The organism is Brevibacillus fulvus, from assembly GCF_016908525.1.
GTDB lineage: Bacteria > Bacillota > Bacilli > Brevibacillales > Brevibacillaceae > Brevibacillus_G > Brevibacillus_G fulvus.
This window is the reverse complement of the sequence record NZ_JAFBEB010000015.1, coordinates 1-15,312: the sequence shown is the minus strand read 5'-3', so window position 1 is coordinate 15,312 and position 15,312 is coordinate 1. Positions and strand designations below refer to the sequence as shown.

The 15,312-nt window shown below is 42.4% G+C and carries 12 protein-coding genes and 1 pseudogene; 9 read left to right on the top strand and 4 right to left on the bottom strand.

Annotated elements, in window-relative coordinates; genetic code table 11:
• Positions 1-7: 7 nt before the first annotated feature.
• From JOD01_RS16710 to JOD01_RS20070, 3 genes are all read right to left on the bottom strand, one after another.
• Positions 8-490: a hypothetical protein gene (locus tag JOD01_RS16710; RefSeq protein WP_204519458.1), complete on the bottom strand. Its 483-nt coding sequence runs from the start codon at positions 488-490 to the stop codon at positions 8-10.
• Positions 491-598: 108 nt separating this feature from the next.
• Entirely contained in the window at positions 599-856 is a 258-nt protein-coding gene (locus JOD01_RS20075; protein ID WP_420829101.1) for a recombinase zinc ribbon domain-containing protein, read from the bottom strand.
• On the bottom strand, positions 857-1,240 hold the full coding sequence (locus JOD01_RS20070; protein WP_204519456.1) for a recombinase family protein: 384 nt from the start codon (positions 1,238-1,240) through the stop codon (positions 857-859). It abuts the gene before it with no gap.
• A gap of 375 nt (positions 1,241-1,615) precedes the next feature.
• Here JOD01_RS20070 and JOD01_RS16695 point away from each other — a divergent pair, with 375 nt between their 5' ends.
• The 9 genes from JOD01_RS16695 to JOD01_RS16655 all read left to right on the top strand — a co-directional run bounded on the left by JOD01_RS16695 (position 1,616) and on the right by JOD01_RS16655 (position 14,665).
• The gene (locus tag JOD01_RS16695; RefSeq protein ID WP_204519455.1) at positions 1,616-2,164 is read left to right on the top strand and encodes an ankyrin repeat domain-containing protein; all 549 of its coding nucleotides are present in this window, start codon (positions 1,616-1,618) and stop codon (positions 2,162-2,164) included.
• Between the two features lie 365 nt (positions 2,165-2,529).
• Positions 2,530-5,784, top strand: a complete 3,255-nt coding sequence (locus JOD01_RS16690) for a helicase-related protein (RefSeq protein ID WP_204519454.1) — start codon at positions 2,530-2,532, stop codon at positions 5,782-5,784.
• On the top strand, positions 5,781-6,440 hold the full coding sequence (locus tag JOD01_RS16685) for a DUF4391 domain-containing protein (RefSeq protein ID WP_239565540.1): 660 nt from the start codon (positions 5,781-5,783) through the stop codon (positions 6,438-6,440). The genes JOD01_RS16690 and JOD01_RS16685 overlap by 4 nt, the downstream gene beginning before the upstream one ends.
• A gap of 14 nt (positions 6,441-6,454) precedes the next feature.
• Positions 6,455-8,362 carry a site-specific DNA-methyltransferase gene (locus JOD01_RS16680; protein ID WP_204519453.1) on the top strand — a complete coding sequence of 636 codons (1,908 nt, stop codon included), beginning with the start codon at positions 6,455-6,457 and terminating at the stop codon, positions 8,360-8,362.
• Between the two features lie 15 nt (positions 8,363-8,377).
• Positions 8,378-11,428 (top strand): type III restriction-modification system endonuclease, encoded by a 3,051-nt coding sequence (locus JOD01_RS16675; RefSeq protein WP_204519452.1) that lies wholly within the window; start codon positions 8,378-8,380, stop codon positions 11,426-11,428.
• A 111-nt stretch (positions 11,429-11,539) separates the two neighbouring features.
• Positions 11,540-12,073, top strand: a complete 534-nt coding sequence (locus tag JOD01_RS16670; RefSeq protein ID WP_204519451.1) for a hypothetical protein — start codon at positions 11,540-11,542, stop codon at positions 12,071-12,073.
• Between the two features lie 83 nt (positions 12,074-12,156).
• Positions 12,157-12,801 carry a hypothetical protein gene (locus JOD01_RS16665; RefSeq protein ID WP_204519450.1) on the top strand — a complete coding sequence of 215 codons (645 nt, stop codon included), beginning with the start codon at positions 12,157-12,159 and terminating at the stop codon, positions 12,799-12,801.
• 11 nt (positions 12,802-12,812) lie between these two features.
• A complete protein-coding gene (locus tag JOD01_RS16660) occupies positions 12,813-13,769 on the top strand; it encodes a hypothetical protein (protein ID WP_204519449.1) in 957 nt (318 codons plus the stop codon).
• A gap of 398 nt (positions 13,770-14,167) precedes the next feature.
• Positions 14,168-14,665 (top strand): P-loop nucleotide/nucleoside kinase family protein, encoded by a 498-nt coding sequence (locus JOD01_RS16655; protein WP_204519448.1) that lies wholly within the window; start codon positions 14,168-14,170, stop codon positions 14,663-14,665.
• 235 nt (positions 14,666-14,900) lie between these two features.
• Here the strand turns inward: JOD01_RS16655 and JOD01_RS16650 are convergent.
• Positions 14,901-15,218: pseudogene (locus JOD01_RS16650) on the bottom strand (MFS transporter); the annotation flags it as partial.
• Positions 15,219-15,312: the final 94 nt, after the last annotated feature.

The window sequence follows — 15,312 nt, the reverse complement described above, 5'->3', positions numbered from 1 at the left end:
CAGATTTTCAAAACTCGGTGAACCGTACCACAAATAAAGGTAAAATGTTAAGGGACTTCATTAAGTCCCTTAGGCTGTCGGTATCGATGCTGTTCAGATTGTCTAGCACATAAGGTTCAAGCGGGGAAATAAAGTCACATTCTTGGATCGCCGCTAGGCGGGTAAGGAGTATCGAGGAATCCTTCTGCAATGTTTCGATAGTAAAGTCAAATAGAAGGTTGATTTGGCTAATCTGCCGATCGACTCGCTTGGGAGCATCCTTGGTTATGCGGATACTTTCAACCACCAATCGCAGTAACGCCTTTTGTTCATCCGCATCTGCTTTTAGTAGTGCGTCCTTGATCAGACTCAGCAAATTATGCAAAGAGTCAGGGTCAACCGGTTTTTTGTTTTGCCCATCCAGTTCAGCTTCAATAGCTTCCAATCGCTTTTGAAGCTGTTCCTGTTTGGAGTGCGTTTCTATCAAGCCCGACTTGAAGTATCCAACCAACTCAGGATCATTCAGAATGTTATCTTTGATCTTTTGAAGTTTTTTATTGATGTAATTAAGCTCTGCAACAACCGCCTTCTTTTCCGCGATTATCGGAGCGTCGGAATTTCAACGCATTGCATTGACATTGATTTTATCAACGAGTTGCCGAAGGATGTCTGGCCTCGACGCTGCTTTTACAAGTTCCTGAAGCACTTGGTCCTCGGCAATATCAGCCGGCATCATATTTGAGCGGCAAACAGACTTGCCTTTATTGTGAAACTGTCCGCAGACATAATATCGATACGATTTGCCTCCGGCCCCCTTGGATCGGGCTGGAACCATTCCATGACCGCAGGCAGGGCATTTTAATAAACCGCTTAAAATCTATGGCTGATGGGAGCGGGAAGGCTTGTTTGAACGTTGACCGAGCTTCTGGTGGACGCTTTCCCATATATCAGATGTGATAATCGGCTCATGCGTTCCATCAACAACGAGGAAGTCAGGGTTTTTCCCCTTTCGGCGTTTTTCCGACCAATTCCGAAGCTGATTGTATCGTATCTTTCCAATGTAGAGGGGGTTGTTCAGTATCGTTTTTATCCCGCAAACATTGGGAGGCTTTTCTATCTTGGAACGATAGCCTTCTTCACTCAGGCGTCGGGTAATGGCCTTGAATCCCAGTCCTTGATTGGCGTAATTAAATATTTTGCGGACGATGACAGCTTCTTTATCGTTGATAACAAGGCTCTTATTAACGCTATCATAGCCCAAGACCTTGCCACCGATGATTCTCCTTTTTCTGCTCTCTATAACATACCTGATTTTACCCGTTCACAATGGAATTGCGTTCATGCTCTGCGAATGAAGCAGCAATCTGGTAAATTAACTTTCCCAGTCCTGTAGAAATATCAACTGGCTCTTTCGGGCTTTTCAGGGATACATATTTCTTTCGAGAATTTCGCTGATCTCAGTGAATCCTTAGTACACAAATATCGCGAAGATAAAAACTTCTGTGCTCAATGCGGAAAACCTGTAAACCGGGATAATATATCCGAGAATGATCAACCGCAGAGCATGCGTCAACGTCAAGAAGTACCAAGGAAAAGGGCCGGATTCATTATTTCGGTTGCAGTATGCAGTCTGCTGATGACGGTCGGACTGACAGCAGGCATGTTTTACATTGCGGATAAAATTGAGCCATCCAAGCCGCCTTTACGGCCAATTGTAACGAGCGGCAAGACTTCAACCAAAGCATGGGAAAACTTGGTGCCAGCAGAAGTATTGTATAAGGATAAATTCGACAGTGCAGACGAATTGACCCAAGCGGCATTCCAAAACAATAGCAATGATGTCGCTAATTTATTGGCCGACGGAGCCGACCCTACTCAATCCAATGCCATATTAGTGGCTGCCGGAAACAAAAATATGAAAATCATGGAGCTTCTATTGAAACACGGAGCCAATCCCAACTACATGAGAGCAGGAAAAACGGCTTTGAATTACGCTGTAGAAAATGATGATATTGAAATGGCCAAGTTTCTTCTGGATTCGGGTGCCGATCCAAATGTAAGCACTGAATCGGCGATATGGAAAGCGGTAGAAAAATATTTGCTACAATTCGCCAAGGAATCTGGACTGACAGAGATAGCTGACTTGTTAAAAAATGCTGGAGCAAAAGAGAGCAAACGAGGTTAGATATACGATTAATAAGGCTGGGTTTTAAACTACGGGCTGAACTTGATGGTTCGGCTTTTTCTGTGTTACGTTACAATTTATCAATATTGACGATATATAGAATAATGATTTGCCGACAGTAACTCTTTATCAATTGTTTTTGTGGACTTTTGGCTTGTTTCATTGGAATTCTTGCCTGGGTAAGGCGGTGCTGAGGCCGAAACATCAATTTTTTCAAGTTCACCACCCAATTCACGTTACAAAAGTCATCATCGAACAATATATTTCCTCAAATAGGAAATCAGAACTACTTCAAACAAGGAATTTCAACGGGGGATGTCGAATAGGAAAAGTTGCGTGGTTTCGGGCGGAACAAGAGGTGAACTATGGAAATCATCAATAATATCGACAATCTTCTCGGCGAAAATTTGAAACTAGAGGTTCGTAAAGGAAGCAAGGTATCGATTGCTGCATCATGCTTCTCCATTTATGCATACGAAGCCTTAATGAGAGAACTGAATCAGGTGGAAGAAGTCCGGTTCATCTTCACCTCTCCCACCTTTATTGCGGATAGTATAAAGAAGGAGAAGCGGGAATTTTATATCCCGAAACGGAACCGGGAAAAAAGCTTGTACGGCACCGAATTTGAAATCCGGCTCAAAAACGAATTGACACTCAAAGCGATTGCAAAAGAATGCAGTGACTGGATTCGTAAAAAAGTCACGTTCAAATCGAACCGTACTTCAGGATCGATGCAAGGCATGCTGAATGTGCAGACTGCAAACGAGCCGATCACCTATATGCCGATCGATGGCTTTACGACCGTTGATCTTGGTTATGAAAAGGGCAATGCTCTCTCCAAGATGGTGAACAAGTTCACAGAAGCTCCGTTTACCAAAATGTATTTCGATCTGTTCGATCAGGTATGGAATGACAAAAGCAAGCTTGAAGATGTCACGAACCAAGTTGTGGAGCATATTTCATCGGTGTATAAAGAGAACTCTCCGGAGTTCATTTACTACGTCATTTTGTACAATATCTTCAACGAGTTCCTATCAGACATCACAGAAGACATTTTGCCCAACGAAGCAACTGGATTCAAAGAGACGGAAATCTGGAAACGTCTCTATCATTTCCAGAAAGACGCAGTTCTTGGTGCGATCAATAAACTGGAAAAGTACAACGGATGCATCCTTGCAGACAGCGTTGGTCTGGGAAAAACATTTACGGCTCTTGGCATCATTAAATACTATGAACTTCGCAACAAGTCCGTGTTGTTGCTATGTCCCAAAAAACTCGGCGACAACTGGCTTACCTATAAACAGAATGTAACCAACAATATTTTGTATGCTGACCGATTCCGCTATGATGTACTCTACCATACGGACATATCGCGGGAAAGAGGCAAATCAAACGATATCCCGCTTGACCGATTGAACTGGGGTAATTATGATTTGCTCGTCATTGATGAGTCACATAACTTCCGTAACAACGAAGCCAAGAAAGATAAAGAGACGCGGTATCAGAAGCTGATGCGGAAAGTGTTGAAAAGCGGCGTGAAAACGAAAGTGCTCATGCTCTCCGCTACTCCGGTGAACAACAAATTCATGGATCTTCGCAACCAGCTTGCCTTGGCTTATGAAGGGAATCCTGAAGAAATCAACAGCAAGTTGGGGACGGAGCGGGGGATTAACGACATCTTCAAACGAGCCCAGTCCGCGTTTAACCAGTGGTCTAAGATGGATGTTGCTGAGCGGACAACGGAGACGCTTCTTGGTATGCTCGACTTCGACTTTTTCGAGCTGTTGGACAGCTTGACGATCGCCCGGTCACGCAAGCATATCCAGAAGTATTACAAAGCGGAGGAGATCGGCGAGTTCCCCAGACGGCTGCCGCCTCTATCCAAGTTCTGCGATTTGACCGACAGAGCGGATGTGATCGGGTATAATGAAATTTTTATAGAGTTGTCCAGAATCAATCTCGGCATCTATGCACCATTCAAATACATTCAGCCGAGCCGATTGCGTTTCTATGAAGAGTTGTATGACACCAGTGTAAGGGGCGGGAGCGGGAACTTCAGGCAGATGGATCGCGAAGGCAGCTTGCAGCTCTTGATGCGGATCAACCTGCTGAAACGCCTGGAAAGCTCAGTGGAATCTTTCCGATTGACCCTTTCCAAGATTGTCTCCAAAATCGATCAGACGCTACAGCAAATCGAAGCGTTTGAGAGAAGCGGGAAATCCGACGCTGTAGGTTATACCGATATTGAGGATGCCAATCTGGACGATGACGATTGGCTGGACGATGATTTCAGCATCGGGGATACAATTAAGATCAATTTGTCTGATATGGATGTTCTTCGCTGGAAAGAAGATTTGACGAACGACCATAACATTCTCTTCGCGTTGCTGACTGAAATGCAGAAAGTTACGCCTGAACATGATGCGAAGCTAAACACGTTGAAGCAGGTGATTGATCACAAAATCAATCATCCGATCAATCCCGGCAACCGCAAAGTCATCGTTTTCAGTGCGTTCACGGATACCGCGGCGTACTTGTACACGCATTTATCTGCGTACATGAAGGCGAAGTACAATATCGACACGGCCAAAATCGTCGGAAGCGATGAGAACAAAAACACCGCTGGTTTGCGGAATGATATCAGCACATTGTTGACTTGCTTCTCGCCTCGATCCAAGGAGAAGAAGCTGACCATGCCGGATGTCAAAGGCGAGATTGATTTGCTCATTGCGTCCGATTGTATTTCTGAGGGGCAAAACTTGCAAGATTGCGACTATCTGATCAACTATGACATTCACTGGAATCCGGTGCGAATTATTCAGCGATTCGGTCGGATAGACCGGATCGGGTCGCAGAACAAGGAGATTCAATTGGTGAATTTCTGGCCCAACATGACGCTGGATGAATACATCCAGTTAAAAGAACGGGTCGAGAATCGCATGGTCATCATGGATATGACAGCAACCGGCGATGATAATGTTCTGTTCAATCAATCCAGCGATCTGGAATATCGGAAGCAGCAGCTTCATCGATTGCAAAGGGAAGTCGTTGATCTGGATGATATGAATACGGGCGTCTCCATTACCGATTTGGGCCTAAATGATTTTCGCATGGACTTGGTGAACTATGTCAAGGAGAACGGAGAACTTGATTCTGTTCCAAGCGGACTGCATACAGTTGTGGCTGCTGACGAAGAGAAGGGAGCAAAACCCGGTGTCATCTTTGTTCTTCGCAATGTCAATGAGGTGCTGAACCCTGACAAGCAAAATCGGCTGCATCCCTTTTACCTTGTCTATATGAGCGAAGACGGCGAAGTCATCACCAATCATATGGATGTCAAAAAGACACTGGATATTTTGCGAGCTCTATGCAGAGGGCAATCCGAACCGATGATGGATGCTTGCCGCAGTTTCAATCAAGCGACGAAAGACGGCAAAAAAATGGACATGTATTCCATGCTATTGGAAGAGACCATCCGCTCGATTGTTCAGGTAAAGGAAGAAAACGATCTGGATAGCTTGTTCAGTTCGGGAGGCACGACAGCATTGATCGACTCGATTAAAGGGCTTGAGGACTTTGAACTCCTCACCTTTGTCGTCATCAGGCAGGTGAATACATGATGTTTCAATTGCCGTCAAGTACACTCGTAAACCGCAAAATTCCGAAGAACAAATTTTATGAGAAGCTGCATGCAAACCAACATCTGAAGGAATTGTTTACTGAACAAGTCGAATCGATCCTCTGGAAACACAAGTTATCCAAGGAGACGATTCGTCTCGATCCGAAAGACGACATTGAAGAAATTCAGATATTCGAGATTCATTTGAAGGAGCAAACCTACTCCCTTGACTTGCTACGGAGTATAGACAAGGCAATCCCTTATCCCATCTTGCATGTCTTGATGGTTGAGGATCAGGCCAAGCTTGCCATCGCGTATAAAGAACGAAATCAGACCGACGACAATCGATCTGTCATCCGTTCTTACCATGAGACGGACTGGCAGCCGGTGGAGAGTATCAAACTCGACATTCTCCAAGGACTCGATCTGAAGGCTGTTTATGAGAACATCATTCGTCAACTTCTTCCAATCAAGGTGAAGCCGGAAATCGAGCTTACAGCCGTTTTGGAGCGGCAAGCCCAAATTGACAAACTGACGCAAGAATGCCAGCGGCTGGAGTCCAGGATTCGGGCTGAAAAACAATTCAACAAGAAGGTTGAATTGAACATGGAACTACAACGCAAGAGAAAAGAACTGAAACAACTACTCGATGAGTAATCGGAGGCGTACTTATGAAAAAATTGACGATGAAGTCGGTTGATTTGACTCGAGTCAATATCTACAAGATTGCAGAGTTGTTCCCCAACGTGATTACCGAAGCTAGAGATGAACATGGAAAAATCAAACTAGCGGTCGATTTTGATTTGTTGAAGCAGGAACTTTCCGATGTTCTTGTTGAGGGTGAAAAAGAACGGTATCAGCTTACTTGGCCTGGGAAGAAACAGGCTATCCTTAATGCGAACACGCCGATTGACAAAACATTGCGTCCGGTTAAGGAAGACAGCGTTGATTGGGATAATACGCAGAACTTGTACATTGAAGGCGATAATCTTGAGGTGTTGAAGCTGCTTCAGGAGTCGTATTTGAATAAGATAAAATGCATCTATATTGATCCCCCTTATAATACGGGTAAGGATTTTGTTTATAAAGATGATTTTAGAGAATCTGCTGAAGAGTACCTTGAGGAGACAGGTCAAATAGATGAACAGGGTAATCGCCTTTTTCAGAACACAGAGTCGAACGGCCGTTTTCACAGTGATTGGTTGACTATGATGTATTCGAGGTTGAAAATAGCTAGACAATTGCTTAAGGAAGATGGAGTTATTTTTATCAGTATAGATGATAATGAAATTGATAATATAAAAAAATTGTGCGATGAAGTATTTGGAGCAAGTAATTTTGTAGGTATTTTTGTTTGGAAAAGGAGAACAGGAGCAAACGATTCGAAACGTTTTTTTGTTAGTAATGACCAAGAGTATATTATCTCTTATGCAAAAACAGAGGCTTTTGTATTCAATGGTATCATTAAATCAACAGAGAATTACCAAAATCCTGACAATGATCCAAGAGGGCCTTGGGCAAGAGATAATTTAACATGTAACAAAACAGCTTCAGAAAGACCTAACTTATTTTATCCTATTACTGACCCAAATACAGGAATTACTTATCAGTGTAATCCCAATAGAGTTTGGGTGTATGAGAAAGCTCGTATGGAAAGATTGATTATGGAAGGAAAAGTTCTATTTCCACCGAGTGGGAATGGTACTCCAATGTACAAAAGACATCTATCTGAACTGAGATCAAATAAAAAACCTTTGTCAACGTGGATTCTCCCTTCTAATTTGTCGGATGGAGAAGACAATAATAGCACTTTGATATTTCCTCTAAATTTTGTTGCTACTAAAGAATTAAGAGATTTATTAGATGGTCAGTATTTCGATTACCCCAAATCAGTTCAAATGTTATATGGAATACTGAATCAGGCTGTTGAAGATAAAAGTGACGATATTGTTCTTGACTTCTTCTCTGGGTCTGCAACGACTGCCCATGCTGTTATGCAACTTAATGCCGATGACGGAGGCAATCGGAAATTTATCATGGTTCAACTACCAGAACCAACATCCGAAAATTCCGAAGCCTACAAAGCCGGTTACAAAAACATCTGCGAAATCGGAAAGGAACGAATCCGTCGTGCCGCGAAGAAGATTAAAGAAGAAACAGGGGCAGACATCGATTACGGCTTCCGGGTATTCCGCGTGGATTCATCGAACATGAAGGACGTTTACTACACACCGGACAAGCTTAAACAGGGTGAACTGTTTGATCTTGCATCCAATATCAAAGAAGATCGTACCGGGGAAGATTTGCTCATTCAAGTCATGCTGGAACTCGGCCTTGAGCTTTCGTTACCTATGGAAACGAAGCAGCTTGAAGGGAAGACCGTTCATTACGTTGCCGGGAACTCTTTAATCGCATGTTTTGATGACAACGTGCCGGAATCCGTCATTAAACAAATTGCGGCGGAACATCCGCTTCGGGTTGTATTCCGCGACAGTTCCTTTGAAGATGATTCCGCACGAATCAATGTAGAAGAATTATTCAAGATGCTCTCTCCGGGCACAGAAATCCAAGTGCTGTAAGGTGGTGAGCTCAAATTGAAGATCAAATTCAAACATCAGCAGTTTCAGTTGGACGCCGTAAAAAGTATCGTGGATTGCTTTGAGGGGCAACCTAATGAGTTGTCCCGATTTACACTTGACCGAGGCAGAAGACAAAAACCGGAACAAATGGTCATGGATGATCTCGCGAATGCCGAACAAGCGAACATCGGATTCAAGAACAACGCCATTCAATTGATTGATCAGGAAATCTTGAAAAACATCCAAACGGTTCAACGGAAGAACGGTTTGAAAATATCTGAAAAGCTTGAGGGCAAATACAATCTGACGATCGAAATGGAAACCGGGACAGGCAAAACCTATACGTACATCCGTACCATGTTCGAACTGTACCAAAAATACGGATGGAGCAAGTTTATTGTCGTTGTTCCTTCTATCGCCATTCGCGAAGGTGTGCTCAAGACGTTCCAGATCACGAAAGATCACTTCATGTCTGAATACGGTACAAAGGCAAGATACTTTGTGTATAATTCGAAGCAATTGCATCATATTGAGAAATTTGCCAGCGACGCCGGAATCAATGTCATGATTATCAACTCGCAAGCCTTTAATGCGAGAGGGAAAGATGCAAGACGCATTTACATGGAACTGGATGACTTCAACAGTCGCAAACCGATTGACGTGCTGGCGAGCACGAATCCGATCATGATCATTGACGAGCCACAATCCGTTGAAGGCAAGCAGACGAAAGAATCCCTGAAGGCATTCAATCCGTTGTTCACCTTGCGTTATTCGGCGACGCATCGTGAAGATTACAACAAAGTGTACCGGCTCGACGCCCTGGATGCCTACAACAAAAAGCTGGTGAAAAAAATCAGCGTGAAGGGGATTTCGGCCAAAGGAAGAAGCGGCACGGACAGCTATCTGTATCTGGAAGGCATCGATGTGAGCACGAAGCTGGCTCCGGTGGCCCGGCTGGAATTCGAAGTGAAGACAAAAACGGGTCTTGCCAGGAAGACGCATAAAATCAGACAAAATGATGATATATACCAATTATCCGGTGAGCTTGAGCAGTACAAGGGATATAAAGTGTCCGAAATTAATGGACAAAATAACAGCATTAGCTTTATAAACGGCGTAACTTTATACGCTGGTGACGTACAGGGGGATGTAGGAGAACTGCATTTCCGCCGTATTCAGATTCGGGAAACGATCAAGTCCCATTTTGAAAAAGAACGTGCGTTGTTTCATCAAGGGATTAAAGTGCTTTCGCTCTTTTTCATCGACGAAGTAGCGAAGTATCGGCAGTATGACAAAGATGGTTCAGAGCTTAATGGTGTTTATGCGGAGATGTTTGAGGAAGAATACACGGCCTTGCTCAATGAGCAATTGTCGCTGTTTGCCGATGATCCATACATCCAATATTTGAACCGGATACAAGTGAAAGAAACGCATAAGGGGTATTTCTCGATCGATAAGAAAAGCAACCGTTATGTCGATCCGAAGGTATCGGCAAGAGAGACGGACTCCGATGATGCGGACGCTTATGACCTGATTATGCGGGATAAAGAACGATTGCTTAGCTTCTCGGAACCAACCCGGTTTATCTTCTCCCACTCTGCTCTTAAGGAAGGTTGGGATAATCCGAATGTGTTCCAGATTTGCACGCTGAAACATAGCGATTCCACCATCAAGAAACGTCAGGAAGTCGGGCGGGGACTGCGGCTTTGTGTCAATCAGAATGGTGAACGGATGGATTCGAGTGTACCAGGTATCGACGTTCATGAAATCAACGTGTTGACCGTCATTGCCAGTGAGTCGTACGAGCAATTTGCGAAACAGCTGCAAAACGAAATCGCTGAAACGCTGTCCGATCGCCCACGCAAAGCAGATCGCGACTTCTTCCTGGATAAGGTGTTGAACAATGCACGCGGAGAGCAATTGAAATTAGAAGATACCTTAGCAAGCAAGTTACTGTACACGTTTATTAAAAATGATTATGTGGATGATCAGTACAATTTGACGGATGTTTATTTTAACGCTGTAGAAAATCAGAGCCTCAAACTCCCCGAGGAATTGACGGACTTTCAGGAACCGTTGGTCGAATTGGTGAAGTCGATTTATGTAGAGGGTAAATCGAATCTGGCTGATAATGAACGGAACCGAAATATAGCTTCCGTTACGGTCAACAACAATTTTTATAAAAAGGAGTTCCAAGAGCTCTGGAACCAAATCAATCGGAAATCTGTGTATACTGTCAAATTCGACTCCGAGGAACTTGTGAAAAAGTGTGTATGGGCTTTGGACAGTCATTTACAAGTGCCTGCGATCCGATATGCAATCAGGCATGGCGAAATGAATCGAATTGAGTCCCAGCAACAGCTAAAGTCGGGGGAAGCTTTTCAGACGCGAGAAACTAAAACCGAGCTTGTGGAAGTGAAACCGGATTTTCGGGTGAAATACGATTTGGTCGGAAAGCTCATGGACGAAACGCGGCTGACGAGAAAGACGATCGTGGCCATTTTAACGGGGATCAAAGAAGCGACTTTCCTTCAATTCCGCAAAAACCCGGAAGAATTCATGATTCGTGCCGCCAAGCTGATCAACGAGCAGAAAGCGACGACGATTATTGAATCCATCACTTATGATGTTCTCAATGATAAATTCGAAGCGGACGTATTTACGAAAAACACATTATCCGGGAAACTGGGGGAAAATGCGATTCCGGTTGAGAAGCACGTTTATGACTATGTAGTTACGGATTCTAAGATCGAGCGTGCTTTTGCTAAAGAGCTTGATGTCAGCAATGAAGTCCGGGTGTACGCCAAGCTGCCGCGGGGATTTTTCATCCCGACGCCAATGGGCAATTACAATCCGGACTGGGCGATTGTTTTCAAGGAAGGTGATGTGAAGCACATTTACTTCATCGCGGAGACGAAAGGCTCCATGGAATCCATGGAACTGCGTGAAGTGGAGAAGGCGAAGATTGAATGTGCCCGGAAACACTTTGCCAAGTTGAACTCCGACCGATTGAAGTACGATGTTGTCAACAGCTATGAGAAGTTGTTTGAGATCGTCAAGGGGTAAAAAAATGGGGAGGGGATGAATTAATACTCCATCCTCTTCCCATTTACATTTTCTTGCGTTTGGCACCCCTATTATGGTAAAATGTTGACAAAAACGAAAGGAGGGGTTATAATGCAAATTTTTAAGCTTTTCTATACTGAGAGGGTAATGCCAGAACTTAATGTGGAATTCATTAAGGGAAGTAATCCCGAAGTATTCGGTATTCAGGTTAAACCGGAGAATTATAGAGAGTTTATGAATTCACATTATAACTTGCTCCGCCGTTACAAGGTACAGCAACACATAATGTCTAATTATAAGTTCATACAACTTATTAAGTCTAAAAGTCGGTTTGGGATTCATATTGGTGACATCAAATTTACCGAAGAGGAAGATCTTGTTCAGACTAACAATGAAATGTATCTCGAATTACGCAAGGCAATTTCGGCAGATGATTTTAACTCGGTAATTGAATGTCTTCAAGCCCTTGATGCAGATGGTTATAAAATATCTAGAATTGAGTGTTTCACTGAAACTGGCGAGCGTATAAATGTTCATTACAATGGTACGATATCCTTTAGTAGTTCACTTGAAACGATGGAGCCATATATAAAGAATAGTTTATTGATTGATTATCTGGTAAAAGGTCCTGAGGTGTTACATTGAGGGACAGAATAACTGCAATTATTATAAAAACATTCTCGGACGTATTAGCCATTTGGCTCGTTTTTTCATTGGCGAATGATTCATTGACTCAGTTATTGAATGCTCATGGGTTTTCTGATCCTAAGGCTGTATTGGGTATAGTATCGGCAATAACGCTTGCAGTGTCAGGGCTATTGATAATCTGTTTAGAACTATTATTTTTTCATGTGTTATTTAAGCCCTTATCGATTGAAGTAGGCTTTTTGAGTAAAAACAATCGTCCACTGACAAAAGAAAAGTTGAAAGCCACTACAAATCCGATGGACTGCCAAGCTGATTACAAACTTAATGTTGAAATAAGTGGCGGAAACCGACTTACAAATCTGTTATTAAATGCTCTTGGGAGCGACTTGGTCATTAAGTACAGACCAGATGCATATGACACAGAGATATCGAATGGCTGGGCAACAACACCGCTGCAAAATCTATATAAAAATCGTAGTGGACAAGTAAGATATTATTGGACTGACTCATTAAGAGGCCATAATACAATTGATGAAGAAGATGCCATCATTTTAAGACCAGAGCTTATAATCAAACCTAAACGATTTGACGTCCATAAGTGCAACGTAGATGTTAGCTTACGGTCTTCTGAAAAACGACGGTTTCTCTTAAGAGCGGTCTTTTTTACACTTAAAATTTTTTTGGTTAAGTATGAGGTAAAGTCATTCAGAATAATTTTTGAATAGGGGACTTATTAATGGCGAGCACCGTATTTTACCGGTTAACAGCCGATATTGCTAGTCTTGAGAACGTCATTGAAAATATATTAACTATTAGGAAAGTTGACGATATACGACACGTTACTGAAGAACAGTTGGCACGAATTCCACAAGAAGAGAGAACCTTTGTTTCAAAGTGGAGGTCGTATGCCGATTATCCGGGTATTTCCACTTTACAAATGCCAAACAATCAAACAATAAGGTTTCTTGTAAAAGAGGCTTATGTGGAAACCTCAAAATATCGTAGGAATATGTTCGAAAACGATGAGTTGCTTCCTAAAGCCCAGAGAACAATTTTTGAAACCGTAAGAACTGTTTTCTTTGAACGCAGTGACAGAGTCTATGTTGCTATCTTTACAACAAGCCAAACAGCACTCAACAAAATAAAGCAAAAGTTGTTTGAGGATGAGACCTACATAGATACATTAGATAATGATTACTTAATTGATGGCGATTTGTTTTATTGGTTGTTCTATAAATATGAAGAGAAAAATAAGCTCATTGCAGAAAGGTTTGAAGTTGAAGCTATTTCGGGCTTTTTAGGGAATATTGCTGATGAAACCCATATAATTAGAGGAGAAAGCGAAGTCACACCCACGTTACTCGTAACAAAGGCATTTGTTAGTAAATTCCACCCGATTCGAAGTTTGAATGTTATGTTGAAACTCGATGACTATCGCTTAAGTTTTATTTTTAATGATCTGTGCCAATGCTCTATAAGTTCTAGCTGCCGAATTCCGAATAACCGCTATGATATTGAAGTAGCTTCAGCACTGGTTATTTATGCGTTTATTCTCCCATACTTATCTCATTTATTTGAAACTGATGAAGAATGGAATCCGGATACAAAAACAGTTTTTGCAAAACGTATAGGGAAGGAAGTAATCAAAGAGATTGCAGACTTTCACGGGATTGATTTGAAGAATCTTGATTAGTACACCAGGGGAACCCCCTAGTGTACTATTTTTATTTCAGTTTACCATATCAATAGATACGGTGAACCGTATCATAAGTAAATGATGTTTTTAAAAGGGGGGCCATAAAAGGGCGCCCTTTTCTTTTTAGTTTCATAACAAAGGTCAAGAAAAGCTCCCGTTCTGAAGTCCGTATTAAAACTTTAAAAACAAGAATCAAGGATTTACAAAGGAAAATACAGGATCAATTTGTGAAGAAATACCGTTAAATTAAGGGCGGGTTTGTTAAAAAAGGAAATAAATGAAACCGCTAGAATAAGTAAAGGATATCAATCTTAATGTCTAACTATGGGAACTAACGAAGCATAAAGTTGAAGAAGCAAAAGTTTAAACTAAAATAATGGCGGGGGTTAAAAAATATGAAAAAAATGGGAACTATATACTTTTTCTGCGGAAAAATGGGAGCTGGGAAATCAACGAAATCAAAACAATTGGCGATAGATAAACAGGCGGTACTGTTGTCTGAGGATGAATGGCTTTCATCTCTTTATCCCGATCAGATTGCATCCTTTGAGGACTATCTAAAATTTTCAGCGCAGATCAAGCCGTTGGTGAAAAGGCATGTCCAAAATATATTAAGTGTCGGTACAGATGTAGTGATGGATTTTCCAGCTAACACGCAAAAACTGCGAAAGTGGTTTTTGGATATGGCGTCAGAGGTCAATGCAAGCCATCAACTAATTTTCCTTAATCTAAGCAACGAGCAATGTTTACGTCAAATAGCACAAAGGCGTAACGAACAACCGGATCGAGCAGCTTTTGACACGGAAGCGGTGTTTACTCATGTTACTAAATTTTTTGAAGCACCAGATGCATCCGAGGGTTTAAATATTTTAGAGTTTAGCGGAAAGGAATAACAAGGAATTAATGATTCGTGTGTATAGAGTACCTTTTTTCTGGGAGGTGCTCTATTTGATTGGCAAACTGACTGGAATTCCTTACAGTCTCACAACAATTTGGAAAAAATCAACCCTACTTCTCAAGTGTCAGTGTAAGCCCCCTATTGCGATTGTAAAGAGCAGCGGTACAGATGCTTATATAAAAAAGGCCCCGTCCACCTTGGGGGTGGGCGGGGTTCGATGCCTTGAAGTTTTAGACCTTGGCCGTTGCACCTTCCTTTTTTGTCGTCTTTCTCGTTAACGAAAAGACCGCGCATAGTAAGGAAACAATCACCAAGGCGCTGCCAAACCAAGCTGTACTGGAAACGGTACCGGTTTGACTCAACACGATGCCGCCAAATGCTGATCCAAGCGAAATCCCGATTTGCAACGCTGAATTATTAAAGCTTTGCTGAATGTCAGACGTAGCGGGATCTGTTTGAATCAAGTAGCTCTGCTGCGGTGGAGCCAGACTCCAACTGAGTGCTGCCCAAATCATCATGATCGGTATAAAGACAATCAGTGAAAAAGTGTTTATGGCAGACTAAAAATGTAGGTTATGGCAGTTAATTTATGCAGACCCGTAGGGGCTGCATAAATTAAAAAACCACTTGCCAACATCCCCT

Coding starts and splice junctions, on each gene's coding strand:
- JOD01_RS16670 (WP_204519451.1), top strand. CDS start 11,540: ATGCAAATTTTTAAGCTTTTCTATACTGAGAGGGTAATGCCAGAACTT.
- JOD01_RS16685 (WP_239565540.1), top strand. CDS start 5,781: ATGATGTTTCAATTGCCGTCAAGTACACTCGTAAACCGCAAAATTCCG.
- JOD01_RS16680 (WP_204519453.1), top strand. CDS start 6,455: ATGAAAAAATTGACGATGAAGTCGGTTGATTTGACTCGAGTCAATATC.
- JOD01_RS16695 (WP_204519455.1), top strand. CDS start 1,616: ATGACGGTCGGACTGACAGCAGGCATGTTTTACATTGCGGATAAAATT.
- JOD01_RS16660 (WP_204519449.1), top strand. CDS start 12,813: ATGGCGAGCACCGTATTTTACCGGTTAACAGCCGATATTGCTAGTCTT.
- JOD01_RS16690 (WP_204519454.1), top strand. CDS start 2,530: ATGGAAATCATCAATAATATCGACAATCTTCTCGGCGAAAATTTGAAA.
- JOD01_RS16655 (WP_204519448.1), top strand. CDS start 14,168: ATGAAAAAAATGGGAACTATATACTTTTTCTGCGGAAAAATGGGAGCT.